Consider the following 14,869-nt stretch of genomic DNA (forward strand, 5'->3'; position numbering starts at 1 on the left):
AGACCTTTCCGAAAATAGTTCTGTTAGACAAGCTCTAAGATCTGGAAGCAAAGCAAGAAGGGAAGATCAGAATGCCCGAAGCGGAAAACACTCCAAAATCACCTCCGAACCCATCTATGGATTTTGGAGTTGTTCCTGCTGACCGAGTGGATTTAATTCCTGAGGAAGAGCTCAGGAATCTATTATTACAGACCAATCCAAAAGCTCTCAGAGATCTAGATCTGATCGAAAAGGGTGCCGAAAACTTTTTCCTTTTTAACTATTCTCCTTTTGCGCTCATTAAAACGGAGCAACTCCAATTTCTAAAACAAACGGATCTGAAATACTTCGAAGAAAAGAACGGGTTTATTAATTACCAATATCTTTATCATACCGAAGAAACTGTAGAGTTAGGGATTGCGAATGTGGTAATTCGTCCTGCTTCGAGGCGGGCGGATCAAATTCAGAAAATTAAATCCGCATGTATTGCACAAAGCGTAGCTGCATTTTTGCAATATTTGAATAGGAGAGATCAGACTTTAAACGATCGCAGGTCCACCGGCGAGCTTAGAGATTGGGTATTGAAGCAGTACCTGAATTTCGACGAAAAAGGAAATCCGCTCGATATCATGGATTCCAAAACTCTGCCTCAATCGCTCAGAAATCTCCGTACAATATCAGTAGAGTCTTTTCTATTAAGAAATTTTAAATTATCTGAGGAAGCCCTCGCTTCTATCATTTCGATTTTGACTAAAAGGCCTACTGAGATTTTGGATTTTATGGGGCAGATAAAATCGGATCCAGAAGTGATCCTGGCTTTAGAAAAGCGAGGAGGCAGACCTCCTTTACTCCGTCTGAATCCGGATAGTCATTTGGTGCAACCGTCTTTGGACGAATTAGTCGGAGACCTTTCGAATGAAAAGGATCTAGCTTCCGATGAGTCTCTCACGGAGTTTGAAATAATCGCAGAGCTTTATACGAATATTGCAAGGCGAACTCTTCAGGTCTTACTTCCGTCAGAGCAAGCCTCTTGGATTCAACCCTTAGGAATGGACCAGGGTTCCGAATATTTGGAGGAGCTTACTAGGCACCCGGCCTTTACTTCTAGCAAAACCTGGGAAGGTGCGGATTACTTTCTGCAAGCATACGAAGTTCTGATTAACTCTATGAAATCTCTCTCCAATTTGAGAAGAGAGTCCATCGCGAACATTGCCACGAATCAGGTCATTCTCAAAATCCGCGAAAGCAAAGAGCCCCTTGTAATCGAACCTTCTTCTATCAAATTAAAAGACGGTATTCTGCAAAAGGCGGGCTTACCAAAATCCGAGTTGTTTGAACAGATCTTGGAAAAGGTCCGAGCAAGGACCGATTTCTTGAAGAGAGAAAAAACAACAGGCAACTCTCCCGGACTTGTAGTGCTAGCGGTCGAAAATGTTGTCCCTGCTTTTATCAATGAAAAAGAAAGAAGGACTTCGATTCACAATCTAATCCGAAAAAATGGGCAGCCCAAAGGGATTTACGCATTTTTGAGAGAAGTAGTCGAAGGTGTGGACCCGGAAGGTATCATCGCCGAGCAGATTCGCTTATCAAAAGTAATAAGCGAATGGGAAAAAGAGGTAGAAAGGCTCAGACTCAAAGCAGAGCAGGATTCTAAATCATTTGTTGTTAAGCTAATAGAATGGATACTTTCGTTATTCGGAATAAAAATCTCAGCTGGCCAAAAAAAGGATTTTGAACCGGTAGAGGAAAGCTCGAGTCAGAGAACTTCCTCAAAAGAGACGCAAGTCTCTGCGCCCAAAGAAAGTACGGAAGCTCCTAAAAAGAAAAAATCTCTTGGTGTACTTTTGGGGCCTAAGGAAAAGCAGATGCTCATTCCGGCCAAAATACAAAAGGCAATCGATTATGTGGATCGTAGGAACAATGGGCTTATTTGGGTCGACGAAGTCGTGAACGCGACATCTTCACCGGAATTCGGAAAAGACAAAGTTGGAGACCTTATGTACTATGACCAGAAGCGAAGATATATCGAGATTCGCTCCATGAATTCCGTAAGACATGTCTTTATTCGGAAGGAACTTGAATCCGATACCGCTTGGCTGGAATCTACGCTGGAATATCTGGAAAACGTCACGGCAAAAAAACCGGAATTTGCAGCATTGGCGGAAACTCTACGTAAGTTCCGCGACGAATGAACTCCTACAGTTAGAACTCCCGCCTAAAAATACTTTTTATACACGAAATGGAGGGTCAATGAAGACCAGGATCGAAACAGATTCAATGGGAGAAATTCAAGTTGACGATTCGAAATATTGGGGCGCTCAAACCGAGAGGTCTTTGCATCATTTTCACATTGGCAACGACCGATTCCCTAGGGAAATGATACGTGCACTCGGAGTTTTGAAAAAATCGGCGGCAATTGTAAACGTAAAGTTAGGTTTGCTAACGGAAGAAAAAGTCAAATTGATAATCCAAGCGGCAGACGAAGTGATTTCCGGAAAATTAGACGAACACTTTCCTTTGAGCGTTTGGCAAACCGGTTCCGGTACTCAAACGAACATGAATGCCAACGAGGTAATTTCGAATCGCGCGATTGAAATTTCCGGAGGAACTAAAGGTTCCAAGAAGCCCATCCATCCGAATGACGATGTGAACAAGGCACAATCTTCAAATGATACTTTTCCAACTGCGATGCACATTGCAGCAGCGGAACAGCTCAAGCATAAATTGTTACCTGCACTGGAGCAGTTGAAAGACGCCTTGGCTAAAAAAGCTTCCGAATTCAAAGACATTATTAAAATCGGAAGGACTCACTTGCAGGATGCTACTCCTCTTACTCTTGGCCAAGAGTTTTCCGGTTACGTTAAACAATTGGAATATAATATAGATCGAGTGAAAGCTGCACTACCTTCCGTTTATCGACTCGCTTTGGGTGGAACTGCTGTAGGAACCGGACTGAACACTCACCCGGAATTTGCAGTGAAAGCCGCGGCGCAGATAGCACAGGAGACCGGGCTACCGTTTATTTCTGCCGAAAATAAGTTCGAATCTCTTGCAGCTCACGATTCACTCGTGGAGGTTCACGGAGTTCTAAAAACAATTGCGGCATCCTTTATGAAAATCGCAAATGATGTTCGATGGCTATCTTCTGGTCCTCGTTGCGGAATTGGTGAGATCTCGATTCCGGAAAATGAACCAGGCTCTTCAATTATGCCAGGCAAAGTGAATCCGACTCAGTCAGAGCAAATGACGATGGTTTCCGCGCAAGTGCTTGCGAATGATGTCGCGGTAAATATCGGGGGGGCTTCGGGTAATTTTGAACTGAACGTTTTTAAGCCTTTGATTATTCACAACGTCTTAAATTCGATTCGATTGCTCGCGGACTCTGCGGTTTCGTTTGAAGAGCATTGTGCCAGAGGGATCACTCCGAATCAGGAAAAGATCAACGAGCATCTAAAGAACAGTTTAATGCTGGTTACTGCGTTGAATCCTCATATCGGTTATGATAACGCTGCAAAAATCGCTAAGAACGCTCACAAAAAAGGAAGCAGCTTAAAAGAATCAGGAATCGAACTCGGAATATTAAACTCTGAGCAGTTTGATCAATGGGTCAGACCGGAGAAAATGATTTCTCCAAGCGCAGATTAAAAGACGAATCTCCGAAAAAGGGGCTTCTTGAAAAAGTAGTCTCTTGAAATAAAAAGGGCGATCGATTCGATCGCCCTTCTTCAATCAATTGAAGAAAAAATCTTAAGGTTGAGCCGGTGGAGTTGAAGGCTGCTCGGATGAAGGAGCAGGTTGCTCAGAAGACGGAGCTGGCGGCTGTTCAGAAGATGGAGGAGGAGCACTTTCTTCAGCTGGTTTGACAGCAAATTTGAAAGTTACTCTGCGGTTTTTCGGATCCTTTGCATCGAGTCCGCTTACAGGAGTAGAAGATCCAGCACTCTTTGTAGTAATGCGATTTGCAGGAACTCCTTGTTTTACAAGTGATTGTTTCACAGCTTTCGCGCGAATCTCTCCGTAAAAGACGTTTCCTTTTTTATTTCCTTCTGCTTCTTCCGGTCCTACTTGGTCAGTATGTCCGGTAATTTCGAGTGCCCAATTATCAGGAAGTTTTCCTAATGCTTCTTTGATCACTCCAACATTGACTTTGGCCCACTCGCTAAAATCGCCTGCACTAACATCAGCTTTTTTGTAACTGAATCCTGGACGAGTGATACCGTCCGGATAACGGAAGTCCTTAATCTTCTCGTTATAAGTATCTGCGATACCCTCTGGAGAATTTAGATCAACACTTCTTGAAGATGCAGATGTTTGTTCCCCGGATTGCTGTTGAGATTGGTTCTGGGGTACAGGAGCCGCTTCTTCTTTGGTTTCCGCTGAAGAGCAAAAAGCAAGAGAAAACGCCGTTGCACCGACAAGCAGGAGGTTGAGAAACTTTTTAACCATGTTGTATTTCCTTCCTTTGATGGTCAGGGTTAATTCGATGAATTTATCCAGACTATACTGCTTCTCGGAAAATGGGAAATCTTTTTTACAACTTGGGCATGTGTAGAAAACCCGTCATATACCTGGAAAAGGCGTAAGTTATGAGTTTAGAACTGACAGCGACAGTCGGAGAGGAATGGGTCGGCGAGAGAATCGATCGATTCCTAAAATCAGCATTAGGTGATGAAATCTCCAGATCCTCCGTTCAAAAATGGATCGATGATCTATGTGTCAGGACTGCCGAAGGTTTGGAAATAAATAAATCCTCCTACAAGGTGCAACTCGGGGAAGTTTTTCTCATTCAGATTCCACCCAAACCTCCTCTGAACCTGGAACCGATTCGCATGGATTTAGAGGTCTTAAAGGAAAGCCCGGAGTATTTGATTATTCGAAAACCTCCCGGAATCGCTTCTCATAGTGGACCCGGAGATCGATCGGTCTCTTTAGTGAACGGATTACTTTACAGGTTTAAAGAATTGTCCCAACTCGGAGGTGAGGCAAGACCCGGCATCGTACACAGATTAGATAAACCAACTGAAGGATTGATGATTATCGCGAAGAACGATTTTGCGCACTCCAAGCTTGGTGAATTATTCCGAAGTAGAAATATTGTCAAAAAATATTTGGCCTGGGTTCAGGGATCTTTGCCTGAGGGCGAAGGTGTGATCGATTTACCGATAGCGCGCCATCCCAATGAGAGATTGAAAATGACAATTTCGCCTAAGGGAAGACCTTCCAGAACACTTTATAAAATTCTAAAGACGGTAAGCTCAAAATCCGGTCGAAAATTTTCCTTAGTAGAAGCCACCTTAGAAACAGGAAGAACTCATCAGATTCGTGTGCATTTTCAAAGCCAAAAAGCTCCTATCGTTGGCGATCTATTGTACTCCAAAAATGCGCAGTTGTTTATGTCTTTTGGCCTGATGTTACTCTCCTACCATCTTTCCTTCCAAGATCCTTTTACGGGAGAAAATGTGTCTGTAACTCTTCCTCTTCCAGAAAGGTTCCAAAAATTCGAAACTGGGATCGATAAATTCTAAGAAAGTAGCTTCCTTTTTTGAAAAATGATACTGGTAAATCGTCTTACTAATAGCTACGAAAACAAGTTTCGATTGTTGTATGAATTGTTTCGTGACTTTGCAGGTGAGTCTTGGATTCAGAAGAAGATAAAATCGAGCAAGTAAAGAAAGGCTTTTGGCCAAAAGTAAAGAAAGTGGCAGGCAAGGTTCCATTTTTGCCGGACGCGATTGCGCTTTACTATGCTATGCTGGACTCAGGTACTCCATTAACCGCAAAATTGACGATAGCAGGCGCGCTTGCCTATTTTTTATCACCATGGGATGTAATTCCGGATATTTTGATCGGCGCGGGTTACTTTGACGACGCTGCAGTCGTGGCAGCCGTACTAAAGACGGCTTCTACTTACGTGACTGAGGAACACCGCAAAAAAGCGCAGGAGTTCCTCGGATCTTCCCAATAGAATTCAAATCTAGAATATTTCTATATTTACTTCCTTTACGTAACTTAGCTGAGAATAGTTTGATGCAAGTAACGCTATATGAGTTATCAAAACGAACTTAAAATCCGGTACGAGCACTTTCTTAACTTCTCTCCGAAAATCATGGAATTCTTAGTAAAGACCCACGAAGAATCTGATTTAGAAATTTCTCATAAAGGCGAGATAGAATCGGATCTGGTTACAAAAGCGGACAAAGGTTCCGAAGAGTTGATTGTGCAAGAGATTCGCAGAGCCTTTCCGGCTGATCATATTTTAGGCGAAGAAGGTTCTGTATTCGAAGGAACTAGCCGGTTTCGATGGATCGTAGATCCCTTGGATGGAACCGTAAATTACTCTCACCGAATTCCTTTGTATTGCTGTTGCATCGGATTGGAAGATATCGAAAAGAAAACTGCAGTTATGGGAATTGTTCCTCTCCCAGCGTTCGGCAGCATTTATCACGCAATGTTAGGAGAAGGTGCCTACATAGATAAGAAGCGGATTTTTGTTTCGAAAACTTCAGATTTGAAAAGTTCACTCCTTTGCACCGGATTCCCTTATGATCGGGAGGAAAGGATTGATCGATTAGTTTCCAATTTGCGAAAGTTCTTGTTGAGAGCTAGAGGTGTGAGACGGACCGGCTCAGCCGGAGTGGATATTTGTTGGGTGGCCGAGGGAAAGTTCGATGGGTTCTGGGAAGAGAATTTAAAACCTTGGGACATGACAGCAGCCGCAGCGATTCTTCAGGAAGCCGGAGGAAAATTAACCACATACGCAGGAAATTTTTTCCATCCATATGTGACGACTTTGATCGCTTCGAACGGCCAGATTCACACAAAGATGATTGATGTATTAGAAGAATTCATTCAGATTTCTTAATATTTTCAGATTATTCCGAGTATTTTCTTCGGATGCACCTCTCCAAAATGTTTGTAAGCTTTTTCTCGACGGTCAATGAGTTGAAATTTGCTTCTACATATTTTCGCCCATTCGAGCCCATTTCGAATCTTTCATACGGGTGTGTCGCTAAATACTCAGCGACCGCGCTGAAACTCTCTTGGTCACTATAGTAAAGGCCGCCGTTGCTCCTTAAGCAGTGACCCTTTAAAACGTCCGATCTACCGTTTACCAAAACGGGCACTTCGCGTATCCATGCTTCCATTAAAATGATGGAGAAACTTTCCATAGGAGAAGGATTAATCAAAACATCTGCATTTAGGATTTGTCTGATTTTTTCGCTTTCTTCCAGAAAGCCGATCGGCTTGACTCCCTTATATTTTCCCAAGCGTTGCAAGAGCTTTTCATCACCTTTGCCTGCGATCAAAAGTTGATCGTTTCTTGCTGATTTTTTCTGCCAGTTAGCAAAGAATTCTGCAAGTTGCATAACACCCTTGCCTTCGTCGATTCTTCCTACATATAGAAAGCGTAATGTAGAATCAATCTGTTTGTTAACTTTCGAAATGCCGATGTCCGAAGACAAATGCATGCCGATTACAGCTTCCAGACTCGGGGTAAATCCGAAAATCTTTTCGAACAATTCCCTTTCTTCCGGTGTATTAAAGCAATAGGCTGAATCATCCTTAAAGATCTTTTTATAAATGCTCAATTTTGCTGGAGGTTCGTCGTGAAGGGTTGGTATCACCACTGATTTTCTTGATACCAAAGGAAGTCCGTACACCATCGGAAAATAAAGATAAGAAACGAAGATAAAAAGATCATAATCCCGTTCGTTGGTTTCTATATAGCTGATAAGATCCGGACAGTACGGCCCTTGCATTTCTATCCATTTGCCCTCCTGTTCTTCCGATTTGATTATCTGTCCGGATTTGCCGAATAATGAGCGAGGCCCTTCTTGCCGAAAGAGTTTCTCGGAAAATTTATTGAATTCTTTTATGTTTCGTTCTTTCTCAACGGAAAATCGAAGAACACGGATTTTATCTTCCTCGGACATCTGCATCCACTCCGAAGAAATTCTCTTCTCAGTATCTGGACCCAATTGTACCAGCGATAATTCTTTGACCGGAATCTGGTTTTTCCATGTGAGATAGTCTAAGGATCTCGTAGATAGTACAGTGACTTCGTAATGCTTAGAGAGTAACAACGAGTACAGATAAATTAACCTTTCTGATCCACCCGAAACTCGGTCGGAAAAGATCGGAGTTACGATGGCAAGTCTTCTACGTGAGTTCAGCAAGAATTGGCCTCAAGATCGTTTCTGGTTGAATACTTGAAAAATTTTGAATGCGTTCTCCTTGGGACAGAAGAATCTTCTTTTTTAAATTCTGATCTGTTGCAATTTGGTTCGCAAGCTCAACGAGCACTTGCATTTTCTTTTCTTTGAAAAGTATCCCGGCGCCAGAAAGAGTTTCTCTGACCGCTCCAGCATCGTAGGCCATGACAGGAACTCCGTGTACCATTGCTTCTAATAATGGAACGCAAAAGCCTTCGTGTTCGCTCATCGACAAAAAAAGATCGCTATTTTTGTACATCTCCTGTAGTTTTTCCTCGGGTAAAAAATCAGTAATGATTACATTTTTACGTAAATTATAAAAATCTAACATTCTCTCGAGTTCTTCTCTGTACAGGTAAAGTTCTTTTGAGCTAAATCCGACGATAAATAACTGAAAGTTTGGCCCGAAAGTTTTGAGATAGTAATAGGCAAATCGGATCAAATCATCCTGTTTTTTATTCGGAGTAATTCTACCTACGAATAAAAAACAAGGCCCGGATTTAGGTTCTTTTTTCTCAACCTTCGTATCGTTGTCTTTTAAGGTCGGGATTTGATAGGTAATCGGAAGAATTCCTACGTTTTCGTATCCGATGCTTTTTAGCTCGCTTCGATTGTATTCCGAAACCGCAAATACATAGTCGAATGAGTCTCTAAGTGTTTCTAATTCTTCGCGGCCTCTTCTGAGCAGATATGTTAGTTTTAAATCATATCGATCGAAAAATCTGTAAGGAGTTACATTGTGATATACGAGTATTTTATAATTTTTGCATTTGGTTACGGTTTCGAGTACTCCGGAATGAATAGAATGATGATAAAAAACTATATCCCTACTTTTTGAGTGAAACGATTTGTATTTCTTTACGAGTGTTCCTGTTCCAGGCCCTGTGTTTTCCGCATAAATTTCAGAAGCGTAACCTAAATTTCGAAAAACAGATTTGAGAGCGAGCATCTCGTTCGAAATTGCATCTCCCAAATTGAACCCCGCAGAAAATTGGTGTATGGTAGGTTTTGACATTTCAGTTCTGCAAAATTCCAGGTTCGTTTTTCATTAAAATTTGCTTAAAAAATCTACCGAAAGGAATGGTATTGTATTCATCCACCGCATGTTTTCTTTTTGAGCTCTGATGTTCTCCCGGAAGAGGTTTTCCCGAGCCTTCTGTTTCCAGGATGATATGGATCCATTCTGCGAGCTTTTGAATCGATTGAATATCCTTCCTTTGAAACAGAAATCCTGCACCTTTCAGAGTTTCGGCGACTGCAGTGCAAGAATAAGCAAAAACAGGGATGTCTCTAGCTAATGCTTCGACTAATGGGATTCCGAATCCTTCGTGTTCGCTCATGCTAACATATGCGTCCATTTCTTCCCAGAATCTTTCTATCTCTTTTTCCGTCGGACCAATTCGAAACTGAAGACTTTCACCTAGTCCAAGATCCCATGCCATTCGCTTTAACACAGAAAAGTAATTTTCAAATATTCCTGGAATTGTTCCACAAATTAAGGCTCTATATTTGATATTGATCCTCTTTAAAAAATACAAAAGCAATAGTAGATCTTCAATTTTTTTATTCGGGGAAATTCTTCCGACATATCCTATAGTAAATCGATTTTTCTTTTTGCCTCGATTTTCGGACCAAGTATATTTTTTTACGATCGGAAGAACTCTATAATTCGTAATATTCAAATCTTCTAAATTGGATGCCGAATATTTCGAACTAGATATGAAAGTCTCTACGTATCTACGTAGTTTGTGCAATTCTAATACGGACAACTTGGAAGAAAACTCGAACGAACGATATACATCTTCGCTTACAAAGGGTCTAAAAAAACGCGCAGGGGTTACGTTTTGGAAACGAACAAACTTTCTGCCAGGCAAATCTATAAAAGTATCTAAAGGATATCCTGCTCCTCCGTACTGTAGTATGTGAACGGAGTTGGAGGAAAAACCTTCTTCCCAACCGGGCTGTCCTATGGTTCTAATTTCCCCCGGTTCCGAGCTGAAGTTTTTTAGAGTTACTACTTCCGAATCTACATTGATGGAAGTTAGTACATCTCGAATTCCTTTGATATCATTTCCGATTCCGTCCAAGTCTCGGAATTCAGTAATATGTTGGAATACTTTCATTTTCGGAAGCTAAGTACGGAAAAACCATCTCCAGCTTTCGCTTCTATAATATTCTTAAAACCTAATCTTCGGAGAAATTCCTTTAAGGAAGATTCAGTCACTTGAGAAAGCAAAACTGGCTGAAATGGAGACGCATATCGATTCGAATAATTCGAATATCTAAAGAAGAACTCGGTGCCGGTTTGCGTTTTTTGAGCCAGAGTTCTGAATAATTTTTCGAGAATCCAGTTCGGTAATAGACATAGATTTGAAGGAACAACTATCTTCGATGGAAGGGGAGGTTGCGGCACCAATTCTTCGAAAGTCGATAGTTCTACCGAATGAGTGATTTGATCCTGGATAAACTTAAACTGATTCGGGTTCCAAGTCACACAACGAAATTCGATTTGGGACCTGAGCAAATGTTTCAAGAATTTTCCCCATTCAGGATGCAAAACCAAGATTGAATCACTTGGAGCAAGTCTGGACAGAATCATTCCTTCACTTTCTTCCAGAGAATCTTCTTCATAAAGAAATTCCGTGGACCATAAAAAGTCGGGCTTGATATCTCTTCGCAGAGAATAATTTAGCTCCACGAATTCATTATAAAATCTCTCGAATTTTCGTTTTAGTTTTTCGTGATCTCCACGAAGCAAAATTAGTTCATTAAGAACACTGTAGAATGCGCGTGTCCTGTTTTCCGAAAGTTTCTTATCTAAGAAAGAGTAGAATTCAACTAAGCTCACAAAGAGCCATCGAATGGGTCCCCGTACGAATCTAAACTTAGGGTTGGTAAACTTCGGAGGAGCAATTCCTTTTTCGAAAAGGTGGGCGGTTTCGGCGGCGTCGAACTCTCGATATCCTTCCGGAGATTCTGGAGAAAACTTCCACCTGGCTAATTTCTCCAGCTCTTCTTTAGAGACCGGTCGCCTAGAAAGACGCGACTCGATCTCTTCCATAAGTTCACGTACATTTACGGAAGTGTCTCGAATTTCAATGATATCGGCTGATCTTTCTTCCATGGCCGTGGGACTTTTATTCGATTGTTTTTTCCTTATTGAACAAAACAATCGTATTTTTACTTCATTTTTATAGATTGATTGTTCAATGAGATGCCTAGTAACCGGAGCGGAAGGATTCGTAGGGACCTATTTGGTTCGGGAACTCCTTCCTTGGATTGGTCCCAACATTCTCGGTTTGGGGGTGAGAGAGGGAAATCGAAACCTACCGATTCAATTTAAAAGCTGTGACCTCAGAGATCACGAGACTCTGGTAAAGATATTAAACGAATTTCATCCGGATATAATTTATCATTTAGCTGGCCAGGCTTTCGTGCCCAAAGCGATCGAAGATCCTACAGAAACTCTGGATATCAATGTCAAAGGAACTCTAAATTTGTTGGAACTCCTAAGGCGCTCCGGAAGGAAAGTCAGATTTATCTACGTTTCTTCCGCAGATGTTTACGGAAATATCCCGAGCAAAGATCTTCCGGTAAAGGAAGAGTATTTCCCCCAACCGTTAAATCCTTATTCTGCTTCAAAGGTTGCCGCAGAAACATATTGCTTACAGTACTACCGAGCCAATTCAAATATGGAAGTAATTCTGGCGAGACCTTTCAACCATATCGGGATTGGACAAAATTCCAAATTTGTAGTACCTAACTTTTGCAAACAGGTTCTAGAAATAGTGAATTCGGAAAATTCCAAATCTTCGGAGTCGAGAGATATATTGGTAGGGGATTTGAATCCTACGAGGGACTTCCTTCACGTGCAGGATGTAGTCAGCGCGTACGCTCTGTTGGGTAAAAGCGGAAGGCCCGGTGAAACTTACAATATCTGTTCAAACATCGAAACCAAGATATCTGATATCTTGAGTTGGATTATAGAATTTGCGGGAATCAATATCGTGGCAAAGCCGGATCCTGAAAGAATTCGATCTGCAGAAACGAACCGATCCGTCGGAGACAATTCCAAGCTTAGAGGTTTGGGCTGGAAGCAAACAGTAGAAGTAAAAGAAGCAGTCCGGGAAATCTTCCTTCACTTAAAGGAAAACGGCGAGGATTAAGTTCACTAAAAGTGTATTTCATTTTTATAATACACTTCCCTTCCAAGTTTTGATCCCGCTGCCTTCGATCGGATAAGGAGTTCCCAAAAATTTAGGCCCAGTGTTCGCAAGATTCATATCGATCCAAGCCAGAGTCCTTGCAAAGAATTCGCGGAATCGATGAAAGGGGCCGCTGATCGAAGTTCTCCGATCCGATTCGAAAGATTGAAACTCCAAGCCCACCTTCTTGGCGATAAAAGCTGCTCTAGGTTGATGCACCCTTTGCGTAACAAAAATTGCATCCTTTACCTTAAAAATTTCTTTTGCTCTAACTAACGTGTCAAGAGTCCTAAAGCCTGCGTGGTCCACAAAGACGTCGCGCTCATCCACATCTCTTTTCAAAACGTATAGCAACATCGGCTTAACTTCGTTATAGTAACTCGAGCCATTATCTCCGGATAACAAAATCTTTTTTACCTTTCCTTGCAGGTATAGTTCGATCGCGCAGTCAAGTCTGTCTTTTAAAATGGGGGAAGGCTCGCTTTTGTATACGGATGCCCCAGGGACGATCGCTACTGTAGAAGGTTTTAAGGACCTATAGTTTCCGGCGTGGTGAGTCCTGAGATCATAGTCTCTTTCAATAGATAAATCGATCGAGGCCGGAATCCCGAGAGCTAAGCTAAAAAAAATGAGAACTGCAAGTCGTCCTTTGGGAATTTGCAAAATTTCCACTCGATTCAATGATCCTATTTGTTTCTAACTATGAAACTATAGAGAATCGTAAACAGAGAGAGGCTCGTGGAAAAGGAATTTTTGGACAACGAGTGGAATTCGTCCCAAAACACGGGTTCGACTAAATCGAAAATCGTCGAAAAAAGGGGAAATCCTACAAAATTCGGGTCGATCTGAGGAAACATGGGAGGCAAATTTGGGTCTTAGGAACAAACCACAATGAAAATTATGGGACTCATGATTCTCCTGAAATCATTCGTCAGAGTCACTCTAGCCGGTTGCTTTGTACTACCGGCTTTTCTTTTCGCCCAGGACGCTGTCGGACTGTACCCTTCTCGCCAGTATCGAACTGCCGCTTTTTTCAGGAACGAAAAACATGGAAGTTATGTCTTCGGTGACCTGGAGACAATCAAAAGTAGATATACTTTAACAGAGTTCCAACTGGAAGAAATTGCTAGAATAAATTTAAAGTATAAAAAGCAGCATGAAAAATGGCTGAGAAAACTTTCTCCGACTCATGTAGAGCTAGAACTCTTATTGATTGAGCAAAATCCGGATTTGAAAAAAATCAGGCACCTGCTTATGGAAATAGGAAGGTACACTTCGGAAATTCGATTGAACCAAATCTCTCATAGACTTGCGATCGAGAAAGTAGTGAATGTAGAGCATATGAAGAAAAAGTCTCAGAAACCAACTGAAGAAACGCTGAAAGATCAGGGAGATGCTCTGGGCTTCCCATTAAACCTGATCATACCCGAAAGAATCGTATTACCCATACCAGGAATCCTGCAGTAAGGAAGATTTTACATGGAACAAAAACAATTTGCCGAGCTAATTGAGTCCACAAAGCACATCGTGTTATCTGCAATTCGAAAGAATTTATACGAAGAGTTCTATGATTCAATAGATGATGTGGTCCAAGAAACTTATATGAGGGCTTACAAAAGCCTGGCCGCAAATAAGTTCCGAGGAGAATCTACTCATAGTACCTGGCTTTACACGATTGCCCGAAATGAATCCTTGCGGATGAACCAAAAGCGCAATCGCCAAACAAGCCTCGCAACCAGATTGAAAGAGAAAGTCGTTCAAGATGCAATTCTATATCATAGAAATGAGATGGAAGACGATGGGCTAGAAGTAGAGTTAAAAGACCTTATTTCTAATCTTCCCTGGAAGTATAAATCTGTTTTGGCATTAGTCTCTGAAGGATACAAAGAACAACAGATTGCCCAAAAACTCGGGATACCGGAAGGTACCGTAAAATCTAGATCCTTTCGTGGAAAACAAATGCTAAAAAAACTCTTCTTCCAAGAAACATAGGAAGCGATTGCTGAGAATGGAAAACCAGGACAAACATAAATTAGAAGAGGAAATTTCGCGAAGATTGGATAGTTCAGACTGGAGTGTTCAGATGTCTGAATCCATCCTCCGGAAAAAAAAGACAAATCGTCTCCGCTGGATGGCGATCGCTTCTACCTGTAGTCTTGCAATAGGATTGCTCGCATTTGTTTCGATTCAGACAAGATCCGAAGAAAGCGAAGTTACGCAAACCGAATTGCGTTTGTTAGTAGAGGAGCAGATAGAAGGTACATTTGTAGATGCTGAATCCGGTATGAAAAATACTGGATACAGCGAAGATCAAATGCTTGAAGATCAAGTGAGCTCTCCCCTCTTCGATGTTGATGAGCTGATAGAAACTTCTTTTCAACGTAGATAGTTTTGACCCCCACTATTTTTCTGAATTTTGCTTTATAGAAAAACTCGACTTGCATTTTATTATACCGATTAAATAAATTAGAG

At 41.6% G+C, this 14,869-nt stretch carries 15 protein-coding genes; 9 read left to right on the forward strand and 6 right to left on the reverse strand.

Translation table 11 applies throughout. The features are described from left to right. Positions 1-71: 71 nt before the first annotated feature. Both CH373_RS13005 and fumC read left to right on the forward strand, forming a co-directional pair. A complete protein-coding gene (locus CH373_RS13005; protein WP_100713632.1) occupies positions 72-2,171 on the forward strand; it encodes a hypothetical protein in 2,100 nt (699 codons plus the stop codon). A 58-nt stretch (positions 2,172-2,229) separates the two neighbouring features. Continuing rightward, on the forward strand, positions 2,230-3,624 hold the full coding sequence (gene fumC / locus CH373_RS13010; RefSeq protein WP_100734100.1) for a class II fumarate hydratase: 1,395 nt from the start codon (positions 2,230-2,232) through the stop codon (positions 3,622-3,624). Between the two features lie 102 nt (positions 3,625-3,726). Here fumC and loa22 read toward each other — a convergent pair whose 3' ends face one another. Next, complete coding sequence (gene loa22, locus CH373_RS13015) at positions 3,727-4,425, reverse strand: OmpA family outer membrane lipoprotein Loa22 (protein WP_100713630.1); 699 nt, start codon at positions 4,423-4,425, stop codon at positions 3,727-3,729. A 140-nt stretch (positions 4,426-4,565) separates the two neighbouring features. Here loa22 and CH373_RS13020 point away from each other — a divergent pair, with 140 nt between their 5' ends. From CH373_RS13020 to CH373_RS13030, 3 genes are all read left to right on the forward strand, one after another. Beyond that, positions 4,566-5,504, forward strand: coding sequence for an RluA family pseudouridine synthase (locus CH373_RS13020; RefSeq protein WP_100713629.1), 939 nt, complete (start codon positions 4,566-4,568; stop codon positions 5,502-5,504). A gap of 110 nt (positions 5,505-5,614) precedes the next feature. Further along, positions 5,615-5,944, forward strand: a complete 330-nt coding sequence (locus CH373_RS13025) for a YkvA family protein (RefSeq protein WP_100713628.1) — start codon at positions 5,615-5,617, stop codon at positions 5,942-5,944. Positions 5,945-6,022: 78 nt separating this feature from the next. Beyond that, positions 6,023-6,841, forward strand: a complete 819-nt coding sequence (locus CH373_RS13030; protein WP_100713627.1) for an inositol monophosphatase family protein — start codon at positions 6,023-6,025, stop codon at positions 6,839-6,841. A gap of 10 nt (positions 6,842-6,851) precedes the next feature. Here the strand turns inward: CH373_RS13030 and CH373_RS13035 are convergent, their stop codons facing one another. The 4 genes from CH373_RS13035 to CH373_RS13050 are packed head-to-tail and all read right to left on the reverse strand — an operon-like array spanning position 6,852 to position 11,316. Continuing rightward, positions 6,852-8,156 (reverse strand): glycosyltransferase family 4 protein, encoded by a 1,305-nt coding sequence (locus CH373_RS13035; RefSeq protein WP_100713626.1) that lies wholly within the window; start codon positions 8,154-8,156, stop codon positions 6,852-6,854. Further along, a complete protein-coding gene (locus tag CH373_RS13040) occupies positions 8,140-9,207 on the reverse strand; it encodes a glycosyltransferase family 4 protein (protein ID WP_100713625.1) in 1,068 nt (355 codons plus the stop codon). The genes CH373_RS13035 and CH373_RS13040 overlap by 17 nt, the downstream gene beginning before the upstream one ends. A 1-nt stretch (position 9,208) precedes the next feature. Continuing rightward, a complete protein-coding gene (locus CH373_RS13045; RefSeq protein WP_100713624.1) occupies positions 9,209-10,315 on the reverse strand; it encodes a glycosyltransferase in 1,107 nt (368 codons plus the stop codon). Further along, positions 10,312-11,316: an LIC_10202 family protein gene (locus CH373_RS13050; protein WP_100713623.1), complete on the reverse strand. Its 1,005-nt coding sequence runs from the start codon at positions 11,314-11,316 to the stop codon at positions 10,312-10,314. The genes CH373_RS13045 and CH373_RS13050 overlap by 4 nt, the downstream gene beginning before the upstream one ends. 85 nt (positions 11,317-11,401) lie before the next feature. On the opposite strand from CH373_RS13050, the gene CH373_RS13055 reads away from it, so the two are divergent. Further along, positions 11,402-12,358, forward strand: a complete 957-nt coding sequence (locus tag CH373_RS13055; protein ID WP_100713622.1) for a GDP-mannose 4,6-dehydratase — start codon at positions 11,402-11,404, stop codon at positions 12,356-12,358. 24 nt (positions 12,359-12,382) lie between these two features. Here the strand turns inward: CH373_RS13055 and CH373_RS13060 are convergent, their stop codons facing one another. Further along, on the reverse strand, positions 12,383-13,060 hold the full coding sequence (locus CH373_RS13060; RefSeq protein WP_423789773.1) for a SanA/YdcF family protein: 678 nt from the start codon (positions 13,058-13,060) through the stop codon (positions 12,383-12,385). A gap of 228 nt (positions 13,061-13,288) precedes the next feature. On the opposite strand from CH373_RS13060, the gene CH373_RS13065 reads away from it, so the two are divergent. The 3 genes from CH373_RS13065 to CH373_RS13075 are packed head-to-tail and all read left to right on the forward strand — an operon-like array spanning position 13,289 to position 14,786. Beyond that, positions 13,289-13,864, forward strand: a complete 576-nt coding sequence (locus CH373_RS13065) for a hypothetical protein (protein WP_100713620.1) — start codon at positions 13,289-13,291, stop codon at positions 13,862-13,864. Positions 13,865-13,876: 12 nt separating this feature from the next. Continuing rightward, on the forward strand, positions 13,877-14,389 hold the full coding sequence (locus tag CH373_RS13070) for an RNA polymerase sigma factor (RefSeq protein ID WP_100713619.1): 513 nt from the start codon (positions 13,877-13,879) through the stop codon (positions 14,387-14,389). Between the two features lie 16 nt (positions 14,390-14,405). Continuing rightward, a complete protein-coding gene (locus tag CH373_RS13075) occupies positions 14,406-14,786 on the forward strand; it encodes a hypothetical protein (protein ID WP_100713618.1) in 381 nt (126 codons plus the stop codon). Positions 14,787-14,869 lie beyond the last annotated feature (83 nt).

This window comes from Leptospira perolatii (genome assembly GCF_002811875.1).
GTDB classification, from domain to species: Bacteria; Spirochaetota; Leptospiria; order Leptospirales; family Leptospiraceae; genus Leptospira_B; species Leptospira_B perolatii.

Bases quoted from the DNA above. Each gene is read 5' to 3' on its own strand.
- CH373_RS13065 (WP_100713620.1), top strand. From the start codon at position 13,289: ATGAAAATTATGGGACTCATGATTCTCCTGAAATCATTCGTCAGAGTC.
- CH373_RS13075 (WP_100713618.1), top strand. From the start codon at position 14,406: ATGGAAAACCAGGACAAACATAAATTAGAAGAGGAAATTTCGCGAAGA.
- CH373_RS13070 (WP_100713619.1), top strand. From the start codon at position 13,877: ATGGAACAAAAACAATTTGCCGAGCTAATTGAGTCCACAAAGCACATC.
- CH373_RS13005 (WP_100713632.1), top strand. From the start codon at position 72: ATGCCCGAAGCGGAAAACACTCCAAAATCACCTCCGAACCCATCTATG.
- CH373_RS13030 (WP_100713627.1), top strand. From the start codon at position 6,023: ATGAGTTATCAAAACGAACTTAAAATCCGGTACGAGCACTTTCTTAAC.
- CH373_RS13040 (WP_100713625.1), bottom strand. From the start codon at position 9,207: ATGTCAAAACCTACCATACACCAATTTTCTGCGGGGTTCAATTTGGGA.
- CH373_RS13050 (WP_100713623.1), bottom strand. From the start codon at position 11,316: ATGGAAGAAAGATCAGCCGATATCATTGAAATTCGAGACACTTCCGTA.
- CH373_RS13045 (WP_100713624.1), bottom strand. From the start codon at position 10,315: ATGAAAGTATTCCAACATATTACTGAATTCCGAGACTTGGACGGAATC.
- loa22 (WP_100713630.1), bottom strand. From the start codon at position 4,425: ATGGTTAAAAAGTTTCTCAACCTCCTGCTTGTCGGTGCAACGGCGTTT.
- fumC (WP_100734100.1), top strand. From the start codon at position 2,230: ATGAAGACCAGGATCGAAACAGATTCAATGGGAGAAATTCAAGTTGAC.
- CH373_RS13020 (WP_100713629.1), top strand. From the start codon at position 4,566: ATGAGTTTAGAACTGACAGCGACAGTCGGAGAGGAATGGGTCGGCGAG.
- CH373_RS13055 (WP_100713622.1), top strand. From the start codon at position 11,402: ATGAGATGCCTAGTAACCGGAGCGGAAGGATTCGTAGGGACCTATTTG.